Origin of the sequence: Zwartia panacis (genome assembly GCF_030410395.1) — a bacterium.
GTDB classification, from domain to species: domain Bacteria; phylum Pseudomonadota; class Gammaproteobacteria; order Burkholderiales; family Burkholderiaceae_B; genus Zwartia; species Zwartia panacis.
Map to the genome: position 1 here is coordinate 190,568 of NZ_JAUHHF010000005.1, position 22,079 is coordinate 212,646.

Sequence of the window (22,079 nt, forward strand, 5' to 3'; positions counted from 1 at the left end):
GTGACCTGTTGGATTGTGCTATTCGGTTGTGGCCACGCGTGAGAGGAGTCTGGTGACCGCTTCAAAAGGTGCGACGCCTTCAAACAGCACTTCACACACTGCATGGGTAATGGGTAGCTCGACACCGAGTTGCGTGGCGCGCTTTAAAACAGCTTGCGCGCAGCGCGCACCCTCGGCAGTCAGTCCAGTCGCCAGGACTTCGTTCAGGGTTTTGCCGCGTCCGATTTCCAGGCCAACTTGCCGGTTGCGCGAGAGATCACCTGTTGCAGTGAGAACCAAATCGCCAAGCCCTGTCAGTCCTGAAAAAGTCGAGCTTTGCGCACCGAGTGCCTCACCGAAGCGCGTCATTTCAGCTAAGCCACGCGTGATGAGCGCCGCGCGGGCATTCGTCCCGAGTCCGAGTCCTTCACCAATGCCACAAGCGATGGCCATGACATTTTTAAGGGCGCCACCCACTTCGACGCCGATCACGTCCTGGTTGGCATAGACGCGCATCGATCCACCATGAAGCGCAGCAATCGTGGCCCGTCTTAAAGCAGCATCTTGACTGGCAATCGTGAGCGCAACCGGTAAACCTTGAGCCACTTCACGCGCGAAGGAGGGGCCCGAAAGAACGCCAGTTGGAATGTCAGGAACGGCGCTGAGTGCCTCGGCCGCGATTTCACTGGGTAGTTTGCCCGTCTCTGCTTCGAGCCCTTTGCAGGTCCACACAATCCCCGCGACAATTTGTTGTTTCGGGGAAAGTTGGGCGGCCAGCTGATGGGAAAGTTTCTCTCCGAGTTCGCTGCACAGCGCACGAAGTCCGGCGAGAGGTACGCCTAGAATCAATAAACCTGCTGCCTCCGTTGATCGTGCACAGACATGTGTCAGTGCGCGATCAAGGCTTGAGGTAAAAAGCATATTGTCAGGAAGTTGGATGCCTGGCAGGTATCGCGTGTTTTCTCTCTGTCGGGCGAGTTGCTCGGCGAAAGCCTCATCGCGCGCCCACAGCATGGTCGGCGCGTGTTTGTTCGCGGCGCAGGCGAGCGCCGTCCCCCAGGCGCCCGCACCCAGCACAGCGACAGGTCGCGGCGGGTGTTCGGGTTTTTGATTGGGCATGATGGGTCAGTGCCGCGAATAGCCGGTCCGTATCAGGCTTTACTGGCGTGTGACGCCTGGTGGCAGGATCAGGCCTGAATCTTCGGTCGCCGCACCGGCCTCTTGAGCGGCCTGAGCGATGCGCTGTTCGTAGAGTGCCTGGAAGTTGACTTCTGCCAAGTGCAAAGGCGGCAGCGAGGTGCGTGTAATCGCGTCGGCAATGTTGGAGCGCAGGTAAGGGTAAAGCATGGTCGGACAGACGATGCCCATCAAAGGATCGATTTGTTCGGCAGGAATATTGACCATTTCGAAAATCGCAGCCTGCGTGGCTTCGACCAGATACAGCACCTTGTCCTTGATTCGTGTCGTGACTGTGACCGTGACCGTGGATTCGAAAACTGTTTCGGCCAAGGCCTGACCGCCGATATTGATGGAAACCTCGACGGCGGGCGCTTCTTGTTCGAGAAAAATGCTGGGTGCGTTGGGCATCTCAAGTGAAAGATCCTTCAGGTACACGCGCTGCATGTTGAAGGAGGGAGCGTTATCAGCTTGAGTATTTTGGTCGGCCATGAAAATTTCCAGTAGAGGCTTAAAAATGCGATTCTTTCAGGTTGTGCGAAATCGACAGAAAAAATCGCCAGTGAACAGCAAAAAAGGATCGGAGGGTGCTTAACCGTTCAGGAGGGGTATGAGCTTGCCTTCGCGATCAAGCGCGGACAAGTCGTCAAAACCGCCTACGTGCGTCTCGCCGATATAGATTTGGGGGACGGTGCGACGTCCGGTGCGCTCCATCATGATCGCGCGCTGCGCCGTGTCTTCGTCGATGCGGATTTTCTCGATCTGCGTCACGCCGCGTTGGGTCAATAGCATTTCCGCCCGTGTGCAAAAGGGGCAATAACCAGTGGTGTACATCACGACTTTATTCATGTGCGAAGCTCCAGTCGAACATTATTTCGTTGTCAGGGGTAAGCCAGCCGTGGACCAGGCGCGCATGCCGCCGCCCAGGACGCTGACTTCGGTAAAACCGAGTGCGCGAAGGCGTACAGCGGCGCTGCCGGCCGCACGTCCAAAATCGCACACCAGAATCAAAGGCTTGTTTTTAGGCAAGTGTGCGGCTTTTTTCTCGATTTCGGTCGCCGGAATGCTGCGTGCCTGAGGGATGTGCCCCGCATTGAACGTATCGCTTGGTCGAATATCGATCAGAATCGCATGTTGATGGTTCATCATTTGCACGGCCTGGGTGCAGGAAATACTGGCGCCGGCGCGCTTGCTTTGAATCATGGGCCAGGCGAGCGCAAGACCGGAGACGAGCGCCACGCCAATTAGGAGCAGGTTATTTTGACTTAAAAAGAAATCCACGGTGTATCCAGAAAGGCAGTTACACCCCAAAATCGGGGCGGGTTATGAGATATGACTCAGACAATTATAAAATGATGCTTTATCCACACTTTAACCTGTGTCTGCCATGTATAAACTTGTATTGATGCGTCACGGCGAAAGCCAATGGAATCTGGAAAATCGTTTTACGGGCTGGACCGACGTGGATCTGACCGATCTGGGTCGGGAGCAGGCGCGTCAGGCGGGCCAGCTTCTGAAAGAACAGGGCTACGAGTTCGATGTCGCCTTTACTTCGGTTCTGAAACGGGCGATCCGCACGCTCTGGATCGCGTTGGACGCCATGGACGCGATGTATTTGCCGATCCATAACAACTGGCGCTTGAATGAGCGCCATTATGGCGCCCTTCAGGGCCTGAACAAGGCCGAAACGGCCGCTCAGTATGGTGACGAGCAGGTGCTGATCTGGCGTCGGGCTTATGCGATCGCGCCCAACCCTCTCGAGAAAGACGACCCACGTCATCCCAAGTTTGATCCTCGCTACGCGCGTCTTTCGCCGGAGCAGCTCCCTGCGACCGAGTGTCTGAAGGATACCGTCGCACGTGTCTTGCCCTTTTGGAATGAAACGATCGCCCCGTCCATTCGAGCCGGAAGACGCGTCCTGGTGGCTGCGCATGGCAATAGCTTGCGTGCGTTAATCAAGCATCTGGACAATGTCTCTGAAGAAGATATCGTTCATTTGAATATCCCGACTGGCCAACCTCTGGTGTATGAGCTCGATCAGGATTTGCGTCCGATTCGTCATTATTACCTAGGTGATCCAGCCGAAATCGAGGCGGCGATGGCCGCAGTCGCGGCACAAGGCAAGGCCAAAAAGGGATAGCGGTATGCGTCTGGCGTTGAGCAAGTGGTGCGTGACCATAGCTTGTATGGTTGTGATGGGCGCACCCTTGGCTGCGCCGGATCCTGCGGAACTCGCCAGCCAACGCAGCACAGCCGAGCGACAGCGTGCGGATTTGCGCAATCGCATCCAGTCCCTTCAAAAAGAGCTCGACGCCCGTGAGGCCGTCCGCAAAGAGGCGGCCGACGCTCTGAAAGCCTCAGAGGTTGGGATTTCCCACACGACCCGTCGCCTCGACGAGCTGGCGACACAGCTTAAAAAGGCGCGCGCCGAGCTTGAAGAACTTAAAAAACAGATTCAGCGCCAACAATCGACGCTTGCGCTTCGTCGCGAAGAGCTTTCAGACCAGCTGCGGCGGCAATATGCCAGCGGACTTTCGCCTTGGGCGGCCCTGCTTTCCGGTGACGACCCTCAAGAATTGAGCCGGAATCTGGCTTACCTCGATTATGTCTCCCAGGCACGCGCCAAGGCTGTTGCCGAGCTCAAGGTCGAAATAGAGCGTCTGGCGCAACTCGAAGCCCGTTTGGATGCCCGTCAGAAAGAGGTCGCCCAGCTTGTTGAGGAAACCTCTCAGCAGCGAGCTTTGCTTGAGACGCAGAAAAAAGAGCGTGCGACTGTACTTGCACGGATCGAGGGGCAAATCCAGGCCCAGCGCTCAGAAGCTGTCCGTCTTGGGCAGGATGATCAGCGGTTGAGTGGACTGATCGACAATCTCGGCAGTCAGATCCAGGCAGCAAAAAAAGCCGAGGAGGCGCGACGGGCCCAGGAGGCGCGCAAGGCCGAGGAAGCCAGGCGCGCGGAGCAGGCGCGACAAGCTGAGATTGCAAAGCGCGCCGAGGAGGCCAGACGCGCTGAAATTGCGCGCCAGGCAGAACAAGCCCAGCAAGCACGGATCAGCCAGGACGAGCAGCGTGCCTCACAGGCAATCCAGGCCCAAGAAGAGCAACAAATCGAAAAAGCCAAGCGTGCGGCTCAGGAGCGTGAGCGGGCGCAGACGGCTCGGGCGTCGGAGTCCGCCGCCGCCCCCCAGTCTGGAGAGGGGCTGAAAAAAGGCTTGCGCTGGCCGCTCAGGGGGACTGTGATGGCGCGCTTTGGTACGGATCGGCCCGAAGGGGGGATGTGGCGGGGCGTCCTGATCAAGGCGCCAGACGGAGCGCCTGTCCACGCCGTGGGCGGAGGCACGGTCGTATATGCCAACTGGCTGAGAGGTTTCGGAAACTTGCTGATCGTCGATCATGGCGAACAGTATTTGAGCGTATACGCCTATAACCAGAGCCTGCTCAAACAGGTCGGCGACACAATTCGGCCGGGAGATACCGTCGCGCTCGCAGGGAGTACCGGTGGACAGGTGGATTCGGCCCTATACTTCGAGATCAGGCATCGCGGCGCCGCCGTCGATCCTCTGGCGTTTTTGTCTCGCTGATTATTTGTAGGGGTGGGATTGCCATTCTCCCCACAGACCATTACGCTTTCTTTAGTTCTGTTTTAGTTTGATCGGCATTCAACTCGGGAATGTGCATGAGCACTCGCAAAATACGTAGTTTAGGTTTGGTTTCCGTCGGCGTGATTGCAGGCGTGTTGTTAAGCGTGGGCTTGAGCGCTGTCGCCCAGCGCGGTTCGCCTTTGCCGCTCGACGAACTCAGACAGTTCTCCAGCGTATTCTCCGCCATCAAAAACAATTATGTCGAGCCCGTCCCGGACAAAAAACTGATCAGCGGCGCGATTTCTGGCATGTTGTCAGACCTGGATCCGCATTCTGCATACCTTGATGCTGATGCATTCAAGGAAATGCAAAGCGCCACCCAGGGAGAGTTTGGCGGTCTGGGTATCGAGGTCGGAACTGAAGATGGCATGGTCAAGGTGATCTCCCCGATTGAGGACACGCCCGCTGCACGCGCCGGTATTCGCGCAGGCGATGTGATCACGAAAATCAACGACACTTCGACGAAGGGTTTGTCGCTCAATGACGCGGTCAAGATGATGCGCGGACCGGTCAAGACGCCGATCACGCTGACGATTTCTCGCCAGGGTCAGGCTCAGCCGATTGTTGTGAAAATTGTGCGCGATACGATCCGCGTGCGCAGCGTGCGCAGCAAAATGCTTCAGGACAACATCGGCTATGTGCGTATCGCCCAGTTTCAGGAAAAGACAGGTGTCGACCTGGTCCGTCACCTGAAGGAACTGGGAGAAAAGGGTGCGCCCCGTGGTTTGATCCTCGATCTGCGTAATGATCCGGGTGGTCTCCTGACGAGCGCGATTGGTGTTTCCGCGGCATTTCTCAAGCCTGACACGCTGGTCGTTTCCACGGATGGACGCGCGCCGGACTCCAAGCAGAAGTATCTTTCCAACCCCGCCGACTATGCGCGTGGCGAGCGGGACTATCTGGCGGGCTTGCCTGCCTGGGTCAAAACAGTCCCGATGGTGGTCCTCGTGAACGTTGGTTCGGCCTCCGCTTCGGAAATTGTCGCGGGCGCTTTGCAAGATCACAAGCGCGCCACGATTATGGGTAATCGTACGTTCGGCAAGGGCTCCGTACAGGTCATCTTGCCAATTTCTGAAACCACCGCGATCAAACTCACAACGTCGCGTTATTTCACGCCCAAGGGACGATCGATTCAAGCGACAGGAATCATGCCAGATATCGTTGTCGCCGATACAGCCGAAGGTGATTTGTTCCGGATGTCCCGCGAGGCGGATCTCAAGCGTCACCTCAGCAATAATCGTAATGGTCAACCCGAGAGTGATCTCAAGACAAAAGAAGAAGACGAACCTCCACTGGCGGACACCAACAAGATTTTCCAGTTTGGTACGCCTGAGGACTTTCAGCTGAACCAGGCTTTGAACTTCCTTGAGGGTAAGCCTATCCAGAAGGCTGTGCCGCGACCCAAGACCGCTAGCACGGAGCCTGCTGGAGGCGCTGCAAAAGGTAAATGAAAGATAACCAACTGCTGCGTTATGCCAGACACATCTTGCTCGATGAGTTTGGCATAGAGAGCCAGGAGAAACTGCTGGCCGCACGCGTGTTGGTGATTGGTGCGGGGGGGCTTGGCTCGCCCGCAGCGTTATACCTCGCCTCTGCCGGTGTCGGACAGATTATTCTGGCGGATCACGATACGATCGAACTGAGTAATTTGCAGCGTCAAATTTTGCATACCGACGCGCGCGTGGGTTGGCTCAAGGCTGAGTCCGGACGTCAGACGATGCTGGCTTTAAATCCGGACATCACGGTCGAAGTGCGCACGACCAGACTCGAGTCCGAAGATTTGCGTTCAGAGATCGCGCAGGTTGATGTGGTCTTGGATTGCACAGACAATTTTGCAACTCGGCACGCTGTCAACAGAGCGTGTGTCGAACATCAAAAGCCGCTTGTTTCTGGCGCGGCTATTCGTTTTGAGGGACAAATCAGCGTTTTTGATCCGCGCGATCCCGAGGCGCCCTGCTATCACTGCCTGTTTCCCGAGGCCGATGATGTCGAAGCGTTGAGTTGCGCCACTACAGGTGTTTTCGCACCCTTGGTGGGTATCATAGGCAGTATGCAGGCGGCAGAAGCGATCAAGGTGATTGTTTCTGTTGGAAAAACGCTTAAAGGTCGTTTGCTGATGCTGGATGCCTTTGATATGCAGTGGCACAGCGTGCGTGTCAAACGTGATCCGGCTTGCCCAGTCTGTTCCAAACGTTCCTAGTGTCGCTGATCCAGCAAAAGTTTGAGTTGCGCATGAATGTGCAGCGTGGGTGAAACTTGCCAGCCACTTTGAGCAAAGCGTAACCAGCTTCCGAGCACTATATGTGTCAGCGCCGCGGCCAGTGGCGTGACTTCAACGGCGGGATTCAGTGCACCATTCATCACGGCGTGTCGCAAAGCCTGTTTAAAGACGGCCTCGATACGATCAGTGATTTGGGTGACGCGACCCTGAAGTCTCTCATCTTCCGTCACAAGGGCATCGCCCGACAATACGCGGGTCATTCCCTTGTTGCGCTCGGCAAATGTCACGAGCATGACAGCGATTTTGCGGGCCTGTTCGACGCCATCAGGCTCGGTCGAGACGATCTGATTGACCAAGGTAAATATGGTTGATTCGATGAACTCAAACAAACCCTCGAACATCTGGGCTTTGCTGGCGAAGTGCCTGTATAGCGCGGCTTCCGAGAGCTGCATCTTTGCAGCAAGAGCTGCGGTCGTGATGCGCGCGGCACGCGGCTGCTCGAGCATTTCGGCAAGTGTTTGAAGAATCTGGTGTTTGCGTTCGCCCGTTTTGACCGACATACATTCAAGTCCAGAATTAGCCGTTAGTGAGGAGGAAACGTTTGTGACGCACGGGCTTAGAAAGCCTGAAGTGTGCGCTTTTGCAGCAATAAATCACCTACGCAGTTTACCCGCAAGTCTACGTAGTTGGGTCGGCCTCTCTTGCCTTTGGCAAAAGGTGTGCCCGGGTGAAACACATGCACGGTACGCAAGCCAGCGTGTCTCGCTCCGCGCAGATTCGCCGTGGTGTCTTCAACCAGAACCGCTCGTCTGGGGTGAATGCCTTCGTGAGCCAGAATGTGACGCATCAAGGAGACGGATGGTTTGGGACGAAAATGTCCATGCAGTCGCATTTGTTCGATGCCCCAACAGGCATCAAAGCAATGCAGGATGTTCAAGTGTTTCATGACGGCGCGCGCGTAGCGCAGGGGTGCGTTGGTCACGAGGATTTTTCTTCCCGGGAGACGCCGCAGTTTTTGTGCGAGGCCGCGTTCTGCACGAACCAGCGGGGCGACGTCAAAGTCATGACTGCGATGAAGGAACTGATGAGGATCGACACCGTGATGGCGCACCAAACCGATCAGGGTTGCACCGTATCGTTTCCAGTAAGACGTTCTGAGCTGATTGGCTGTTTCCTCATCGACTGCAAGGCTTTCCATGACGGCAGCGGTCATTCCTAGATTGATCTCGCGGAAAATCTTATGAGACGTGTCGTGCAGGGTGTTATCGAGATCGAACAGCCAGACGCGTTCCCGTGCGCTAGAGACCGGCGAGGTGCGAGCGGGATTGTGCACGCGGGCGCGCCGCGTGCGGATAGGTGAATGGGGTGCGAACCGTTGGTGAATCACTCTGAAGTGATCATCGTGCCGACGCCTCGGTCCGTCAGGATCTCGAGCAGCAAACAATGTGGAACGCGTCCATCGACAACGTGTACCGATTTCACGCCATTACGTGCGGCATCAAGCGCTGAGGAGATCTTTGGCAGCATGCCACCGGAGATTGTTCCGTCTGCAAAGAGATCGTCAATCGTTTGAGCCGACAGGCTGCGCAATAATTGACCGTCTTTGTTCAGCACGCCAGGCGTATTGGTCATCATCAGTAGTTTTTCCGCCCCCAGCACTTCGGCCATCTTGCCCGCCACAACATCGGCGTTGATGTTGTAAGCCAAACCATCTTCGCCATAGCCGATGGGAGAAATTACAGGAATGAACTGATCATCCTGCAGGGCTTTCACCACAGCGGGTTCGACACGCTCGATGTCGCCAACAAATCCGATATCCAGAGGATTGGCAGGATCGTCCTTGTTGGGCATCATTTTTTTGCGGGCCTGAATCAGGCAGCCATCTTTGCCTGTCAAACCGACTGCTTTGCCGCCAGCCTCGTTGATCATCAGGACGATGTCCTGTTGAACTTGTCCGCCCAGTACCCACTCGACAACTTCCATGGTTTCGGCGTCAGTGACCCGCATCCCTTGAACGAAGGTGCCTTGTTTACCAATCCGGCGCAGCGCTTCGTCGATTTGCGGACCGCCGCCATGCACCACGATCGGATTCAAGCCGATCAGTTTGAGCAGCACGACATCATGCGCGAAACTGCGCTGAAGCACCTCCTCCGTCATCGCGTTACCACCGTATTTGATCACGATGGTTTTTCCGTGGAAGCGCTTGATATAAGGCAAGCTCTCTGAGAGAACTTTGGCGACGACTTCAGGTGGCATGGATGCAGAAGGTGGCTGGCTGGTCATTTGGTTGAGGCAACGAGTGTGAGCAAGCGGTGAATGGAAGGGGTGTTGAGTGCTGGGCGGGCAGGTTGGATTAACCGGCCAATGCTTTTTCTATCGACTTTCGAAATTCAGTTTTGTCATACAAGCCCAAATATCGCTTGATGATATTGCCATTTTTGTCGATCAGGAATGCGGTAGGGGTTAATTTGACGTCACCGAAAGCTTTTGCGACCTTGCCCTGTGTATCTAGCGCAACAGTAAAGGGTAGTTTGCGTGTTTCAACGAAATTGATGACGTAATTAGCCGGGTCGTACTGCATCGCCACGGCGATGATGTCAAAGCCCTTGTCATGATACTTGTCGTAATTTTCGATGTTGTCGGGCATCTGGGCAACACAGCTGACACAGCTCGTTGCCCAGAATTTAACTAAAACCACTTTTCCACGCAGCTCTGAGAGTGCGACTGGCTGACCAGACAATGTAGAAAACGTGACCTCGGGCGCGGGCGTCGCCCGGCTGCTGACAAACCAAGCGGTGAGGCCGCCCACAGCGGCAAGAAGGACAAAGGCGACTAATTTTTTCATTGGATCGGAATAGCTTGTACGCCGGCAGGGGGCGTGTCACCGCCCATCGCACCTGAAGTGCCCGTTGAATTTTCACCGAGCGGTGTTGTCGCGGGTTTGGCGCCACTGCTGCCACCTCCGCGCGCGGCATCATCGAGTCGTTTGGCTTGTTCGGGCGTAATAATCTGGAAAAGTTTTTCCACTCGCTTGACGCCACTGACCTGAGCGGCAGCCGCGGCGGCAAGATCACCTTCGCGCTGCGTCACCAGGCCCATCAGATAGACGACACTGCGATCCGTTGTCACGACAATCGTGCGTGAAGGAATGTCCTTGGTCGTGGCCAGTGTTGTCATGACTTTCGAAGTGATCCAGATGTCATTACTGACAACACTGAAAGAGGCCATTTGCTTAACGACATCAATCTTGTTGGAAACCGACTTGACGTTTTCGACCTTGCGAGCGACCTCGGTTGTTTTTGCTTTGAACTCTGTGCCAATCGTGTCGCCTGTCAAGAGAACAACGCCATCGTAAACAGTGACTGTGGCTCTGACTGCATCACCGAAGTCCGCACGAAACTGGCCGCCGATCTTGAGTTCGATTGACTTGTCTTCGACCTGTTCACCAACGGTGCGGCGATCGACGACCACGACGCCGGTTGTGGCCGCTGCGCCGCCGATCAGCAATGGCACGCAGGCTGTCAGTGTGGAGCCAGCACCCAGCAGAGCCGCGCATATGATCAGGGGACGAATGAATGGTCGTTTCAGAGTCATGCGGGATCTCCAAGTAACAAGATGTCGATGCCATCGCACAAAATGTGCAAAAGCAGGATGTGAACCTCCTGGATGCGCATGGTTCGATCATGCGGGACACACAGGTGGATGTCGTTGTCGAGCAGCATATCTTTGATCTGGCCGCCGCCCTTGCCAGTGAGGGCGATCACACGCATTTCGCGTTCGTGCGCGGCCTCAATGGCGAGCATCACGTTGGCGGAGTTGCCGCTTGTTGAAATCGCGACGAGCACATCGCTCGGCTGACCTAGCGCGCTGACCTGACGTGAAAAAATCTGTTCAAACCCGTAGTCGTTGCCGACCGCGGTCATGATGGAGGTGTCTGTATTGAGCGCGACTCCCGCTAAAGGCAGGCGATCCCGCTCGAAACGGCCGACAAGCTCGGCGATAAAGTGCTGCGCATCGGCAGCTGAACCACCATTGCCGCACGCCAGGATTTTTGCATTATTTGTTACGCAGCCAAAACAGAGTTCGATTGCTTGCGAGAGTGGCTCGGCAAGTGCTTCCATGCTGCTTCGTGTGGCAACGATATTGTCTTCGAAATGGCTGGCAAGGTGGTTGGACAGATCCATGGCAATTTAGAAGTTCTAAAATCACTATTATCTCACTTATCTTGGCTCAGGCGCAGGGCGTCGCGGTGCCAGGTCAGGTTGTTTTGCTCGAAGATGGCAAGATCGATTCGACACATGGGCATCTGACCGCCAAAGACCTCCCGCACAAGTTTGGGCAGCCACCAGTCGATTGTTTTGAGCATGCGCTGCTGCTTCACGCGTGTAATACTGGCGGCCGCACCGCCAAACCGGATGCTTCTGCGATATCTCACCTCGACAAACACCAGGGTTTGACCATCCTGTACGACCAGATCGAGTTCGCCCAGTGGGCAGCGAAGCTGTTGACCGATCAGGCGGCAGCCAGCTTGCCTCAGATGCTCCAGCGCGAGCGCCTCATAATGATCTCCGAGTCGCTGTTTCTGGCTTCTGGACGGCTGTTTGTCTGGCAATGGTGATTGTTTGTTTGTTTGATCCCGGCGATTTCGTTTGCGCCTTCTGGCTTGAATGGCGCGCTTTTGAGCGGTCTGGGCGAGATGGAAAACGGTGAGGTCTGTGAGATGTGGCAAGGGCATCAGGTGTTTTTTAGCGTAGCGTAGCGTGACAGGGCGGTCTACACTGACAGGATGAATGACACTCGCCAATCCGTAATATCCGAAAAAACGCTGTCGGAGTCGAAACCAGAAGCCTGGGATCGATTGAGCGAGCGCATGGAAGGTCAGCAATGGCCGACCCATGCGCTATATGTCGTGGCAACTCCGATCGGTAACTTGGGTGATTTAAGTCTGCGCGCCTGGCACGCCTTGAACAGGGCGGATGTCATCGCGGCTGAAGACACGCGCGCGAGTAGAAACTTGTTGGAGGCATGGGGGATTGATACTCCGCTGATCGCGGCGCACCGCCACAATGAAACGCTTGCGGCCGCCGATATTGTCGCGCGCATCCAGTCCGGACAGCGCGTGGCGCTTGTATCAGATGCGGGGTCTCCGGCGGTGAGTGATCCGGGTGGGCTTGTGGTGCAAGCAGTCCGGGCTGCCGGCTTACGGGTGATTCCCTTGCCAGGTGCGAGCGCCTTGATCACCGCTTTGATGGCCACCGGTGTGACGACAGACGCCTTGCCTGGTTTTGTATTTGCGGGATTTGCGCCCAACAAGTCCGCGGCGAGGCAGCGCTGGTTCAGACAGTGGACACAACTACCTGCCGCCACGATCTTTTATGAGGCGCCTCACAGAATTGTCGGCAGTGTTGCTGATGCATTATCGGTACTCGGACCCTCTCGGAAAGTCACCTTTGCGCGAGAACTCACAAAGCGCTTTGAAGAAATTGCGTCGATGTCACTTGCGCAGGCCTCGACCTGGCTCGCGGAGGATGCACACCGCGGGCAAGGTGAGTATGTTGTCATTCTTCACCCGCCTGTGATCGCGCCGCCAGAGAAGCTAGAGGTCGAGGAAAGCGCATCGGTCGATGCCTGGCTCGAAGCCTTGCTGGAGTCGCTGTCTGTGCGAGACGTGGCGCGTATTGCGGCAAAGGCGACCGGTCAGCCGCGCGATGCGCTCTATGCAAGGGCTCTGGCGCGCAAAGCAAGCCGCGAGGAAGGTTAAAGAAAAGAGGGCTATACACACCGGGCTCAAGACACCGAGCTCAAGACGAAGAGGGTTTAAGACGAACAGGGCTTACGCCTAGGGTGTTGTCAGACTGGTTGGCAAGCCTGAGGTGTCTCGAAGTCTTTCACCCGCTTGCGAGGCGGCCTCACGACTGGCAAAGGGGCCGATTCGCACTCTGTAAAGACTCCCGGCGCTTTGTTCGATTTTGACACCTGCGTTCAGGTCCGCAGGGACCTTGCCTGTGAGCTCAGAAGCCAGGGATTGCGCGCGTGCGGGATCACTGAAGGCGCCAGCTTGAAGATAGAACGTGCCAGGAGCGGATGCGTTGACTTGCGCGCTTGTTGAGGTCATTGCCACGGATGTCTGTGGAGGTGCGGGCGCGGGTGCAGGTGCGGGTGCGGGTGTCGGCGCGTTCGCGCGCCATGTGCGAATTTCATCCGGCATGATGCGCTCGACAATGACCTCGGCGCTGCCCGGAGCGATCACGCCAAGCTTGTGTGCCGCCACATATGACAAATCAATGACTCGGCCAGCAAGAAAGGGTCCGCGGTCGTTCACGCGCAATACTACGGTCTTGCCAGTGGAGACTCGGGTCACGCGCACGTAACTCGGAATGGGAAGCGTTGGGTGAGCGGCGGTCATGGCATACATGTCGTAACGTTCGCCGTTTGACGTGGGTTTGCCGTGAAACTTTCGGCCGTACCAGGAGGCTCGACCTTGTACGCGATAAGGTTGACCACTCACGTCGGGGGTGAAGCTTTTGCCAAGCGCGGTGTAGGGCTTGTTTGGACCGCGCGCAAGGGGTTCGATTTTCGGAACGGCATCCGGGACACGATCCAGGTCGGCGGGTGTGTAATCACCCGGTCCGTCGTCTTTGTAATAGCCGCCACCCTTGCGTGAACCACAGGCTGCGATCAGTCCGCAGAGTATGCAAATACTCAAAAGACGCAAGAGCCTGTGCATGTCCATGGTTATCCGGAAAGTTCGGGTTGATGGCGATGACGCACGAGAAGTTGTTGTTGGGTCGCAAAGCGTTTCGCGAGGGCCTCGACGATATAGACTGAGCGATGCTTGCCACCCGTGCAACCAATTGCCACAGTCAGATAACTGCGCGTGTCTTCAGTGTAGCGCGGCAGCCATTTGCGGATAAAGCCCTCAATGTCATGAATCATTTGCTCCACATCGGCAAAGCTTTTGAGCCAGTCTGCGACAGGTTGGTCTTTGCCGGTCAGGGGGCGCAGCGTGGGATCGTAGTGTGGGTTAGGCAGACAACGCACATCGAAGACCAAATCCGCATCGCGTGGCACGCCCTCTTTGAAGGCGAAAGACTCGAAGGTCAGGAGCAGAGGCTTGCGATCGGCCTGGATGAGATCGCGGATCCAGGCACGTAATTGTCCCGGCATCAAACCCGATGTGTCAATGACATGTCCCAGATTGCGCAGGTCGCTTAGCTGATCGCGCTCTTGCTGAATGCAGTCCTCCAACGAGGCATTCAATCCCTTTTGGGTCAGGCGTTCAGCCAGAGGGTGACGCCTGCGGGACTCTGAGTAGCGATGTACCAGTGTTTCGTTATCCGCATCCAGAAAAATCAAACGGAACTCTGTATGCGCAGCTTTGAGCGAGCTGATAACAGCGGGCATCTCGGCGAGCTCGCCGGGAGAGCGCACATCGATCGCGACAGCGATTCTGCTGGCTGCGTCATCACGCATCGACGTGATGAAATCATGTAAAAACTTCAGTGGCAGATTATCCACACAGACATAGCCAGCATCCTCGAGCATGCGCAGTGCGACAGACTTACCAGAGCCGGATATTCCTGTCAGCAGAACGACTTTGAGCTGTGGCATGTCAGTCCTGACCTTGCGCAATCGCTGCAGACTGACGCTCCATAAACTCGGCGAGCGTATCGATGCCGCGTAATTTGAGAATCGTATTGCGAACGGCAGCCTCAACGAGCACCGCCAGGTTGCGGCCCGCCGCGACCTGGAGCATGACCTTGCGGATGGGGCATCCCAGCATGTCCTGGGTCATGTCTTGAAGAGGAAGTCGTTCAAATTTATCTTGCGCAGTCGCACGGACGAGATGAACGATCAGCTTGAGCTTCATTTTCCGTCGCACTGAGGTTTCACCGAAAATCGTACGGATGTTGAGCAAACCCAAGCCGCGCACTTCAAGCATGTTACGCAACAGCTCAGGGCAATGGCCCTCGATCGCGTGCGGTGCGGTGCGTGAGAGTTCGACCGCGTCATCGGCGACAAGTCCGTGTCCGCGGGAGATCAGTTCGAGTGCCAGCTCGCTTTTGCCAAGCCCCGACTCGCCAGTGATCAGAACGCCGAGTCCAAGCACGTCCATAAATACGCCATGCACGGTGGTTGTCGGCGCGAGTCTTCGTCCGAGGTAAATACGCAATAAATCGATGAGTTCGGCGGCGGGTACTGATGTGGACAAAAGAGGAACGTGACTGTTCTCGCAGTTTTCAATCAAGTCGTCGGTGGCGGACAGATTGTCCGCGAGCAAAATCGCCGGCACGCCACCGGCGAGCAATTCTTCGAGATGGTGTGTTCGCCTGCGCGTATCGAAACGGGTGTAGTAATCCATCTCTTCGCGACCAAATACTTGAATGCGAGAGGGGTGGATGAGATTCAGGTGACCGATCAAGTCGGCTGCGGCCATACCGTTATCAGGAATCAAGCGATCCGCGGCAGATTGACCTGCGATCCATTTGAAACAAATGTCTTCGACATTGTCATTCACGAGGTCCTGCACCGTCAGCATAGCGGCTCCATAGTTGGGTAAAGAGGCCGACCGGATGTGAGTTTAGGCCTGGCCCGTTGTCAACAGTTGATGCACAACACCCGGATCGACTTCGGTCGCCAGCCGCTCCCGCAGGGATGCGTCAGAAAGCCGTTGTGCAACTTCCGCAAGTATATCGAGATGTTGTTGAGTCTCGGCTTCCGGGGCGATCAGAAAAAGCAATTGACTCACGGGTTCGCGATCGGGCGCCTCAAAGGCGATCGGGCGCGATAGCCTAAAAAAAGCAGCCGCTGCGTGTTTGATGCCTTTGACTCTGCCATGCGGTACGGCAATGCCACCACCGAGGCCAGTCGATCCGAGTCGCTCGCGGTTGAACAGGCTTTCATAAACGGCCGCACGCTCGATCCCGTCGTTATTTTCAAATAAAAGACTTGCTTGTTCAAAAGCACGCTTTTTACTGGTGACAGTGAGGTCAAGCACGATATTGCTGATAGGCAAAATGCGTGACAAAAGTTTCATGCAAAGAATTATATGCTGCAGTGCAGCTGGAAGATACGTGGCTATTTTTAGTTTAGGGAAACAAAAATGCCCGCCATCTTGGCAGGCATCTTGGATGACCTTAAGGCGGTTGGCGCCTAAGGATTATGCAGTTTCGAAGATTTGTCGCTTGACTGCAAGGTGATGATGATTTTGAGTGCGCGACTTGTGTTGCAGCACTTTGCGGTCAACCTTGTCGATCAGCAAGTCGATCGCGGCGTAGAGGTTGTCTTCGGAGGCTTCGCAGTGAATATCTTTACCACGGATATGGAGCGTCAGTTCCGCTCGGTGCTTCAATGGTTCGAGTGACAGGATCACCTGCGTGTCGATGACATGATCAAAGTGTCGCAGGACGCGCGTCATCTTTGTGTGGATGTATTCCCGGATAGCTGGGGTGACGTCAAGATGGTGACCAGTAATGTTCAGGTTCATTGCGTACTCTCCATAAAAGGGATAGATCGATGTGCAAACACATACGACAGTTTTGGCGTGAGGAACTCCTTTAAATAAGTTTTGATAGTTTCAGTTTAGTGACTTGGGCACAGAAATCAAGGGTAAAAATCCATATTTCTTGCGTTTAGACAAGACTTTTAACGGTGCGTTGCAACAGAAAACATTGAAGAAAGGCCAATCGTTATCTTTTTGGCCTACATCTTGAAGTGTTCGCCCAGATAGACGCGACGCACGGAGGCATCATTGATGATGTCGTCAGGTTGACCTGTCGTGAGAACCTTACCTTCGCTGATAATGTAGGCACGATCGCAAATACCGAGCGTTTCACGAACGTTGTGATCCGTGATGAGCACGCCAATGCCGCGACTTTTGAGGAAACGCACGATACGCTGAATTTCGATCACGGCGATCGGGTCTACGCCCGCGAAGGGTTCATCCAGCAAAATAAACCGGGGACGCGTGGCCAGGGCGCGAGAAATCTCAACGCGACGACGCTCGCCACCTGATAAAGACAACGCGCCATTGCGGCGGATGTGCGTGATCTGTAACTCTTCGAGCAAGGCATTGAGTTGCTCTTCGATTTTCTTTGGAGAAAATTTTTTCCCGTCATTGTCGATCTGAAGCTCGAGTACCGCTCGAATATTTTCTTCGACGGTCAGTCGTCGAAATACCGATGCATCTTGTGGAAGATAAGACAGGCCGAGCCGTGCGCGCTTGTGTATGGGCATGCTGCTGATGACGGTATCGTCGATTTCAATTCGACCCGCATCGGCTGCGACCAGTCCGACAATCATATAGAAACTGGTGGTTTTACCCGCGCCGTTCGGTCCCAGTAGGCCCACGACTTCCCCGCTCTTGACGGAGATCGAGACATCTTGCACCACCATGCGGCCGCCGTAAGACTTGCGCAGACCAGTAGCAGTAAGTTGCCCGGGGGTTGCAAGGGCCTGTAAATCTGTACTGGAAGAAGTGTGCGATGTTTGCATGGAGAAGATTCGGGATTTAACGGCCAGGTAGGGCGCTAGGCGTTGATGTCGGGGTCAGCGAGGGCGCTGGGTTGGTGGTAGCCTGCGAAACCCGGCAGGCGGCGATGGCAGCTTCGGTGCGCGCTTTAGGCTGCGCAACAGAACGCACACGACCATCGGGATTGAAGGAGTCTGGGCCGGAAAAGGCCTGATAGACATCTGTTTTTTGGTTGTAGCGGACCTGCTGACCGCTGACGGTATCGAAGTGTTTGCCACAGATGTATCGAGTGACAACTGCCTGTCCAATCAGATCGAAGGTTTCATTTTTACCGTCATAGTCCGCTTTGAGTCCAACGCCTTCGAGGACTTCGAAATTTTCGGGACGCACCTGGCGGATGAAAACACGTTTGCCTGCATCGGCCGTTGCCACACCATACTGGTAACCCTCGGCATCTTCGCGCATGGAGAGCACATCGGAACTCAGTGTCAACAAACCACGCGTCATCACGACCTTGCCAGTGAATGTGCTTTCACGCTTGGTGTCGTCGTAGCGCAAGGTATCCGAGAGAATGGTCGTGCTGGGCTCTTCGGCCGGGTTGGCGGGCGTTGCAGGGGGGGTTTGCGCATGGGTCGCATAGGCGAGTCCCAGCAAACTGAGTCCGATCAGCCGACGTAAGGATATGTAAATATTATTGAAAATCATGGATTAGCTCGCTGTGCAGGAGGTTCTGTACTCTCTCGCTGGTCTTTGGGTGCGATATCGACATCGGTCGATTTGAACACGTCCAACTGTTGGGTCGCGTTGTTAAAACGCATGCCAATGCCGGTCATTCTGGAACGACCACTGGTCGCGACTGCAGGAAGGTCCGTGAACGCCAGGTCTTTATCGATCAGTATCGTGATTTCATCGCTTTGAAAATTAAGTGGTTGACGTTCAGCGTCTCCCAGGCGAAGTAGCACTGCGTCGCCTCGCATCACAATTCTGTCACCTTCGTCGTAGATGAAAGCGACTTTGGAGGTGGCGACCGTGAGTGGATTTTCTTCCTTGAGAGTATAGGCGCGCGGTGCCTGAAGCTCGTAGGACTTATCGTCAGGAAAGTGCTCTAACAGATCACCCTCAAGACGATGGATGACAATCCCTTTAGAATCAGTGCGGACAAGTATGACATCTTTAGCCCAGGTGTCGCGCTCATGGGTGAGGCGGCTGGGTGGATCGATTTGAACGGCGCGTTGTGAGTAGTCGGCGGCCCACCACGTTCCCATCACCAGCAGAGTAAGGATGAAAATCGAGACGACGATGGAGGCGCGCTCTTTCATAGGATGGACGTCATTGAATGGCGCCTGGGCCTAGGCGTCCAGGCAGAAAGAAGTTGCCTAGCCGGCCCTGAGAAGCCAAGATCAAATCGCAGCATTCGCGAACAGCTCCCTTGCCTCCTGATTTAGTCGCGACCCAGTGGGCGGCTTGCGTGACATAGGCGGGAGCGTCAGGCACACTGGCTGCAAAGCCTGCGCGTTGCATGGCGGGCAGGTCAATCAGATCGTCACCCATGAAGCCCGATTCCTCGAGTGTCAGGTGATGGCGCGCGACAAGCTCTGCCAACACTGCGCCCTTGTCACGCACATTTTGAATGACATCACCCAGGCCGAGCTCGGCGGCACGCCGGTCGACAATCGGTCCCTCGCGACCTGTGACGAGTGCCACTTTGATGCCGCTCGTTGTCAGCATTTTTAAACCATGACCATCGAGCGCATTGAAACGCTTGAACATTTCGCCATGTTCGCCGTACCAGAGGCTGCCATCGGTCAGCACGCCATCCACATCAAACACCATCAGTTTGATGTGCGTCAGGCGCTCGCGCAACGCGACGGGTGTGCGGGCCAGCACCAGGGCTTCAGCAGGGTGGGGGATTAAATTCGGTCTATTCATTCAATTTGTCTCAAACAACCTTGGCGGCCATCAGGTCATGCATGTGCAGGGCGCCAATAAGCTTGCCGTGCGCATCGGCGACCAGCATTTGATTCAGTCTGTGGCGATCCATGAGGGCTGCCGCATCCACGGCCAAGGCTTCTGCCGCAATATGGCGGGGGTTTCGCGTCATGCCTTCTGCAACGCTTAGATTGCGGACATCGCCTTTTCGTTCAATCAAACGACGCAGGTCACCGTCGGTGAAGATACCCACGGCACAGCCGCCAGCATCCAGAACGGCGGTCATGCCCATGCCTTTGCGTGAGATTTCCTCCAGGGCCTGAAAGACTGAAGCATCGGCTGAAACCGTTGGAACCGCATTGCCATTGCGCATGACGTCAGACACGCGCAGTAACAAGCGTCTGCCAAGCGCGCCGCCTGGGTGTGAGCGCGCGAAATCCTCATGTCCGAAACCTCGCGCCTCCAGGCATGCGACGGCCAACGCATCACCCAGTGCCAAGGCGGTCGTGGTGCTCGCTGTCGGTGCCAGGTTGAGCGGGCAAGCCTCTTGAGACACGCTGATGTCGAGGTGGGTGTCTGCGAGCCTGGCGAGCTCGGACTGTGGGTTGCCTGTGATGGCGATCACTTTGACACCCAGTCGGTGAGCGGCGGGCAGGATGGTGAGCAGTTCTTGCCCGGTGCCGGAGTAGGAGAGCGCGATCAGGAGATCTTGTCCGCCCACCATGCCAATATCCCCATGAATGGCCTCTGCCGCATGGAGGAAAAACGAGGGCGTACCGGTCGAGGCAAAGGTGGCTGCGATTTTGCGCGCGATGTGGCCTGTTTTTCCCAGGCCGCAGACAACAATGCGTCCTGAACAACCCAAAATCAAGGAGACGGCTTCGGCGAACTGTTCATTGAGCCGGTTTTTAAGCTCGAGAATCGCTTGCGCTTCAAGTGAGAGTGTTCTCTCGGCCGAGGCGAGCGCAGCCGCGCCAGGGCTGACGGCTTGGGTCGGATTCGGGCGCACTTGTTTTGCCATAGAGGTAAAGGTTGTTGCAGATATCCACCAAGTTTAATCGTTTCAGCTCTGACATGCGGATTTTGGGTTCGGTTGCATCGGGTCACGCCCTGTGGCACTCTGGCGCCTCTTTGTTTCCAAATCAGGATTCCCGATGACCTCGCCCATGAATGTGCCTTCTACATCCCCTGCCGCGGCCCTCGCACCTTATGAGGCTAATTTCGGGACACCTCTCTCTGGCGCCGCGCTCAGGGTGATGCTGTTGGGCGCAGGCGAACTGGGCAAAGAGGTGATTTTGGCTCTGCAGCGTTTGGGGGTTGAGGTGATCGCGGTGGATCGTTATGCGGATGCGCCCGGGCAGCAAGTGGCGCACCGGGGGCATGTGGTGGCGATGACCGACAAGGTCGCCCTTCGGGCCCTGATCGAAAAGGAGCGGCCCCATCTGATCGTGCCAGAAATCGAAGCAATCGCAACGGATTTGCTGGTTGAGCTTGAGGCCACCGGTATGGTTCGTGTCACCCCGACGGCCCGTGCGGCCCAGCTCACGATGAATCGTGAGGGGATCCGCCGGTTGGCAGCCGAAACCCTCGGATTGCCCACATCGCCTTACCGGTTTGCGGACTCGCTCGCGTCCCTGACTGAGGCAACCAAAGAAGTGGGTTTCCCCTGTCTGGTCAAGCCCGTCATGTCCTCTTCGGGTAAAGGCCAGTCGGTTTTACGCGGTCCGCAGGATATCGAATCGGCCTGGAGTATCGCCAGAGAAGGTGCGCGCGTTGGCGGCGATCGCATCATTGTGGAAGGATTTATCGATTTCGAATACGAAATCACACTCTTGACTGTGCGTGCAAAAGGCGTGAATGGTCAGATTGAAACGCACTTTTGCGCGCCCATCGGACACTTGCAGCAAGGTGGCGATTATGTGGAAAGCTGGCAGCCGCAGCCCATGTCGAGCCGCGCACTTGAACGCGCGAAACAGATCGCCCGGGATGTCACCGAAAATCTGGGAGGACAAGGATTATTTGGTGTCGAGCTTTTTGTGTCGGGGGATCAGGTATGGTTCTCCGAAGTCAGTCCACGCCCCCATGACACGGGCCTGGTGACGCTGGTGTCGCAATTGCAGAGCGAATTCGAATTGCATGCGCGCGCGCTGTTAGGACTTCCCGTCGACACATCGTTGCGAGCTCCGGCCGCAAGCAGTGTGATTTATGGCGGAATCGAGGCCAAAGCGGTCCGTTACGAAGGCGTTGCCCAGGCGTTGGCCGAGCCCGGCACGGATCTGCGGCTGTTCGGAAAGCCCGAGTCTTTTGTGAAGCGTCGTATGGGCGTGGGCCTGGCAACGGATGTCTCGGTCGAGGCTGCGCGCGCCAAGGCGTTGCGAGTTTCCAGAGCGGTACGAGTGAAAGCCGCTTAAACTAGTCTGCGCAGTATGCGAATGACCCTTCTCGGAGTGCTATCTCATGATCATGCCCATCATCCCTTCACATCAGGATCCGATGGAAATCGTACGCGGGCTGATCAGAACGATTCCGGACTGACCCAAGCCGGGGGTGATGTTTCGTGACATCACGCCACTCTTGCAGGACCCAAGAGCATTCAGGGCCTTGATTGATATTTTCGTCTACCGTCACATGCGTCAGCGCATTGATTTGGTTGTGGGTATCG

27 protein-coding genes and 1 pseudogene are annotated in these 22,079 nt (G+C 55.9%); 7 read left to right on the forward strand and 21 right to left on the reverse strand.

All coding sequences use genetic code 11. The annotated features are described in order from the left end of the window. Positions 1-18 precede the first annotated feature (18 nt). The 4 genes from QWY30_RS09445 to QWY30_RS09460 form a co-directional block, all read right to left on the reverse strand. Entirely contained in the window at positions 19-1,098 is a 1,080-nt protein-coding gene (locus QWY30_RS09445) for an NAD(P)H-dependent glycerol-3-phosphate dehydrogenase (protein WP_290240412.1), read from the reverse strand. A 39-nt stretch (positions 1,099-1,137) separates the two neighbouring features. Then, on the reverse strand, positions 1,138-1,647 hold the full coding sequence (gene secB, locus QWY30_RS09450) for a protein-export chaperone SecB (protein ID WP_290240414.1): 510 nt from the start codon (positions 1,645-1,647) through the stop codon (positions 1,138-1,140). 99 nt (positions 1,648-1,746) lie between these two features. After that, a complete protein-coding gene (gene grxC / locus QWY30_RS09455; protein ID WP_290240415.1) occupies positions 1,747-2,004 on the reverse strand; it encodes a glutaredoxin 3 in 258 nt (85 codons plus the stop codon). Positions 2,005-2,025: 21 nt separating this feature from the next. Then, the gene (locus tag QWY30_RS09460; RefSeq protein WP_290240417.1) at positions 2,026-2,436 is read right to left on the reverse strand and encodes a rhodanese-like domain-containing protein; all 411 of its coding nucleotides are present in this window, start codon (positions 2,434-2,436) and stop codon (positions 2,026-2,028) included. 106 nt (positions 2,437-2,542) lie between these two features. On the opposite strand from QWY30_RS09460, the gene gpmA reads away from it, so the two are divergent. The 4 genes from gpmA to QWY30_RS09480 all read left to right on the forward strand — a co-directional run bounded on the left by gpmA (position 2,543) and on the right by QWY30_RS09480 (position 6,996). Continuing rightward, positions 2,543-3,295, forward strand: coding sequence for a 2,3-diphosphoglycerate-dependent phosphoglycerate mutase (gene gpmA, locus QWY30_RS09465; RefSeq protein ID WP_290240419.1), 753 nt, complete (start codon positions 2,543-2,545; stop codon positions 3,293-3,295). A gap of 4 nt (positions 3,296-3,299) precedes the next feature. After that, complete coding sequence (locus QWY30_RS09470) at positions 3,300-4,736, forward strand: murein hydrolase activator EnvC family protein (protein WP_290240421.1); 1,437 nt, start codon at positions 3,300-3,302, stop codon at positions 4,734-4,736. Between the two features lie 95 nt (positions 4,737-4,831). After that, on the forward strand, positions 4,832-6,247 hold the full coding sequence (locus tag QWY30_RS09475; protein ID WP_290240423.1) for a S41 family peptidase: 1,416 nt from the start codon (positions 4,832-4,834) through the stop codon (positions 6,245-6,247). Next, positions 6,244-6,996 carry a HesA/MoeB/ThiF family protein gene (locus QWY30_RS09480; protein WP_290240425.1) on the forward strand — a complete coding sequence of 251 codons (753 nt, stop codon included), beginning with the start codon at positions 6,244-6,246 and terminating at the stop codon, positions 6,994-6,996. The genes QWY30_RS09475 and QWY30_RS09480 overlap by 4 nt, the downstream gene beginning before the upstream one ends. Here the strand turns inward: QWY30_RS09480 and slmA are convergent. The 7 genes from slmA to QWY30_RS09515 all read right to left on the reverse strand — a co-directional run bounded on the left by slmA (position 6,993) and on the right by QWY30_RS09515 (position 11,914). After that, positions 6,993-7,577, reverse strand: a complete 585-nt coding sequence (slmA, locus tag QWY30_RS09485) for a nucleoid occlusion factor SlmA (RefSeq protein WP_290240428.1) — start codon at positions 7,575-7,577, stop codon at positions 6,993-6,995. The two genes, QWY30_RS09480 and slmA, sit on opposite strands and share 4 nt — an antisense overlap. Positions 7,578-7,633: 56 nt before the next feature. Then, entirely contained in the window at positions 7,634-8,350 is a 717-nt protein-coding gene (locus QWY30_RS09490) for a pyrimidine 5'-nucleotidase (protein WP_290240430.1), read from the reverse strand. A 50-nt stretch (positions 8,351-8,400) separates the two neighbouring features. Next, positions 8,401-9,300, reverse strand: coding sequence for an acetylglutamate kinase (argB, locus tag QWY30_RS09495; protein ID WP_290240431.1), 900 nt, complete (start codon positions 9,298-9,300; stop codon positions 8,401-8,403). Between the two features lie 70 nt (positions 9,301-9,370). Beyond that, the gene (locus QWY30_RS09500; RefSeq protein ID WP_290240433.1) at positions 9,371-9,862 is read right to left on the reverse strand and encodes a peroxiredoxin family protein; all 492 of its coding nucleotides are present in this window, start codon (positions 9,860-9,862) and stop codon (positions 9,371-9,373) included. After that, a complete protein-coding gene (locus tag QWY30_RS09505; protein WP_290240435.1) occupies positions 9,859-10,611 on the reverse strand; it encodes a BON domain-containing protein in 753 nt (250 codons plus the stop codon). Before QWY30_RS09505 ends, QWY30_RS09500 begins: the two co-directional genes overlap by 4 nt. Then, entirely contained in the window at positions 10,608-11,201 is a 594-nt protein-coding gene (locus tag QWY30_RS09510) for a phosphoheptose isomerase (RefSeq protein WP_290240437.1), read from the reverse strand. The genes QWY30_RS09505 and QWY30_RS09510 overlap by 4 nt, the downstream gene beginning before the upstream one ends. 32 nt (positions 11,202-11,233) lie before the next feature. Continuing rightward, positions 11,234-11,914 carry a YraN family protein gene (locus QWY30_RS09515; RefSeq protein ID WP_290240439.1) on the reverse strand — a complete coding sequence of 227 codons (681 nt, stop codon included), beginning with the start codon at positions 11,912-11,914 and terminating at the stop codon, positions 11,234-11,236. On the opposite strand from QWY30_RS09515, the gene rsmI reads away from it, so the two are divergent. After that, a complete protein-coding gene (gene rsmI, locus QWY30_RS09520; protein ID WP_290240478.1) occupies positions 11,828-12,778 on the forward strand; it encodes a 16S rRNA (cytidine(1402)-2'-O)-methyltransferase in 951 nt (316 codons plus the stop codon). The genes QWY30_RS09515 and rsmI overlap by 87 nt on opposite strands. A gap of 78 nt (positions 12,779-12,856) precedes the next feature. On the opposite strand, the gene QWY30_RS09525 is transcribed toward rsmI, so the two are convergent. The 10 genes from QWY30_RS09525 to QWY30_RS09570 form a co-directional block, all read right to left on the reverse strand. Next, positions 12,857-13,750 carry a septal ring lytic transglycosylase RlpA family protein gene (locus tag QWY30_RS09525; RefSeq protein ID WP_290240441.1) on the reverse strand — a complete coding sequence of 298 codons (894 nt, stop codon included), beginning with the start codon at positions 13,748-13,750 and terminating at the stop codon, positions 12,857-12,859. A gap of 2 nt (positions 13,751-13,752) precedes the next feature. Beyond that, positions 13,753-14,628: an RNase adapter RapZ gene (rapZ, locus tag QWY30_RS09530; protein WP_290240443.1), complete on the reverse strand. Its 876-nt coding sequence runs from the start codon at positions 14,626-14,628 to the stop codon at positions 13,753-13,755. Position 14,629: 1 nt separating this feature from the next. Next, on the reverse strand, positions 14,630-15,556 hold the full coding sequence (gene hprK, locus QWY30_RS09535) for an HPr(Ser) kinase/phosphatase (RefSeq protein WP_290240445.1): 927 nt from the start codon (positions 15,554-15,556) through the stop codon (positions 14,630-14,632). Positions 15,557-15,598: 42 nt separating this feature from the next. Continuing rightward, a complete protein-coding gene (locus tag QWY30_RS09540; RefSeq protein ID WP_290240447.1) occupies positions 15,599-16,054 on the reverse strand; it encodes a PTS sugar transporter subunit IIA in 456 nt (151 codons plus the stop codon). A 123-nt stretch (positions 16,055-16,177) separates the two neighbouring features. Continuing rightward, the gene (gene hpf, locus QWY30_RS09545; protein ID WP_290240449.1) at positions 16,178-16,504 is read right to left on the reverse strand and encodes a ribosome hibernation-promoting factor, HPF/YfiA family; all 327 of its coding nucleotides are present in this window, start codon (positions 16,502-16,504) and stop codon (positions 16,178-16,180) included. 215 nt (positions 16,505-16,719) lie between these two features. Then, positions 16,720-17,511, reverse strand: coding sequence for an LPS export ABC transporter ATP-binding protein (gene lptB / locus QWY30_RS09550; RefSeq protein ID WP_290240451.1), 792 nt, complete (start codon positions 17,509-17,511; stop codon positions 16,720-16,722). 16 nt (positions 17,512-17,527) lie between these two features. Further along, positions 17,528-18,193, reverse strand: a complete 666-nt coding sequence (gene lptA / locus QWY30_RS09555; RefSeq protein WP_290240453.1) for a lipopolysaccharide transport periplasmic protein LptA — start codon at positions 18,191-18,193, stop codon at positions 17,528-17,530. After that, positions 18,190-18,807, reverse strand: a complete 618-nt coding sequence (lptC, locus tag QWY30_RS09560; RefSeq protein ID WP_290240455.1) for an LPS export ABC transporter periplasmic protein LptC — start codon at positions 18,805-18,807, stop codon at positions 18,190-18,192. The genes lptA and lptC overlap by 4 nt, the downstream gene beginning before the upstream one ends. 10 nt (positions 18,808-18,817) lie before the next feature. Further along, positions 18,818-19,417 (reverse strand): KdsC family phosphatase, encoded by a 600-nt coding sequence (locus QWY30_RS09565; protein ID WP_290240457.1) that lies wholly within the window; start codon positions 19,415-19,417, stop codon positions 18,818-18,820. A gap of 10 nt (positions 19,418-19,427) precedes the next feature. Next, positions 19,428-20,438: a KpsF/GutQ family sugar-phosphate isomerase gene (locus QWY30_RS09570; RefSeq protein ID WP_290240459.1), complete on the reverse strand. Its 1,011-nt coding sequence runs from the start codon at positions 20,436-20,438 to the stop codon at positions 19,428-19,430. Positions 20,439-20,583: 145 nt separating this feature from the next. Here QWY30_RS09570 and purT point away from each other — a divergent pair, with 145 nt between their 5' ends. Next, the gene (gene purT / locus QWY30_RS09575) at positions 20,584-21,828 is read left to right on the forward strand and encodes a formate-dependent phosphoribosylglycinamide formyltransferase (RefSeq protein ID WP_290240480.1); all 1,245 of its coding nucleotides are present in this window, start codon (positions 20,584-20,586) and stop codon (positions 21,826-21,828) included. Between the two features lie 82 nt (positions 21,829-21,910). After that, positions 21,911-22,079: pseudogene (locus QWY30_RS09580) on the forward strand (adenine phosphoribosyltransferase); the annotation flags it as partial.

Bases quoted from the DNA above. Each gene is read 5' to 3' on its own strand.
- QWY30_RS09475 (WP_290240423.1), top strand. From the start codon at position 4,832: ATGAGCACTCGCAAAATACGTAGTTTAGGTTTGGTTTCCGTCGGCGTG.
- QWY30_RS09480 (WP_290240425.1), top strand. From the start codon at position 6,244: ATGAAAGATAACCAACTGCTGCGTTATGCCAGACACATCTTGCTCGAT.
- purT (WP_290240480.1), top strand. From the start codon at position 20,584: ATGAATGTGCCTTCTACATCCCCTGCCGCGGCCCTCGCACCTTATGAG.
- QWY30_RS09540 (WP_290240447.1), bottom strand. From the start codon at position 16,054: ATGAAACTTTTGTCACGCATTTTGCCTATCAGCAATATCGTGCTTGAC.
- hpf (WP_290240449.1), bottom strand. From the start codon at position 16,504: ATGAACCTGAACATTACTGGTCACCATCTTGACGTCACCCCAGCTATC.
- rapZ (WP_290240443.1), bottom strand. From the start codon at position 14,628: ATGCCACAGCTCAAAGTCGTTCTGCTGACAGGAATATCCGGCTCTGGT.
- QWY30_RS09500 (WP_290240433.1), bottom strand. From the start codon at position 9,862: ATGAAAAAATTAGTCGCCTTTGTCCTTCTTGCCGCTGTGGGCGGCCTC.
- argB (WP_290240431.1), bottom strand. From the start codon at position 9,300: ATGACCAGCCAGCCACCTTCTGCATCCATGCCACCTGAAGTCGTCGCC.
- gpmA (WP_290240419.1), top strand. From the start codon at position 2,543: ATGTATAAACTTGTATTGATGCGTCACGGCGAAAGCCAATGGAATCTG.
- QWY30_RS09510 (WP_290240437.1), bottom strand. From the start codon at position 11,201: ATGGATCTGTCCAACCACCTTGCCAGCCATTTCGAAGACAATATCGTT.
- QWY30_RS09505 (WP_290240435.1), bottom strand. From the start codon at position 10,611: ATGACTCTGAAACGACCATTCATTCGTCCCCTGATCATATGCGCGGCT.
- hprK (WP_290240445.1), bottom strand. From the start codon at position 15,556: ATGCTGACGGTGCAGGACCTCGTGAATGACAATGTCGAAGACATTTGT.
- QWY30_RS09470 (WP_290240421.1), top strand. From the start codon at position 3,300: ATGCGTCTGGCGTTGAGCAAGTGGTGCGTGACCATAGCTTGTATGGTT.
- QWY30_RS09525 (WP_290240441.1), bottom strand. From the start codon at position 13,750: ATGGACATGCACAGGCTCTTGCGTCTTTTGAGTATTTGCATACTCTGC.
- lptB (WP_290240451.1), bottom strand. From the start codon at position 17,511: ATGCAAACATCGCACACTTCTTCCAGTACAGATTTACAGGCCCTTGCA.
- grxC (WP_290240415.1), bottom strand. From the start codon at position 2,004: ATGAATAAAGTCGTGATGTACACCACTGGTTATTGCCCCTTTTGCACA.
- QWY30_RS09565 (WP_290240457.1), bottom strand. From the start codon at position 19,417: ATGAATAGACCGAATTTAATCCCCCACCCTGCTGAAGCCCTGGTGCTG.
- lptC (WP_290240455.1), bottom strand. From the start codon at position 18,807: ATGAAAGAGCGCGCCTCCATCGTCGTCTCGATTTTCATCCTTACTCTG.
- QWY30_RS09445 (WP_290240412.1), bottom strand. From the start codon at position 1,098: ATGCCCAATCAAAAACCCGAACACCCGCCGCGACCTGTCGCTGTGCTG.
- QWY30_RS09515 (WP_290240439.1), bottom strand. From the start codon at position 11,914: ATGGGTCGGCCATTGCTGACCTTCCATGCGCTCGCTCAATCGATCCCA.
- QWY30_RS09570 (WP_290240459.1), bottom strand. From the start codon at position 20,438: ATGGCAAAACAAGTGCGCCCGAATCCGACCCAAGCCGTCAGCCCTGGC.
- lptA (WP_290240453.1), bottom strand. From the start codon at position 18,193: ATGATTTTCAATAATATTTACATATCCTTACGTCGGCTGATCGGACTC.
- slmA (WP_290240428.1), bottom strand. From the start codon at position 7,577: ATGTCGGTCAAAACGGGCGAACGCAAACACCAGATTCTTCAAACACTT.
- secB (WP_290240414.1), bottom strand. From the start codon at position 1,647: ATGGCCGACCAAAATACTCAAGCTGATAACGCTCCCTCCTTCAACATG.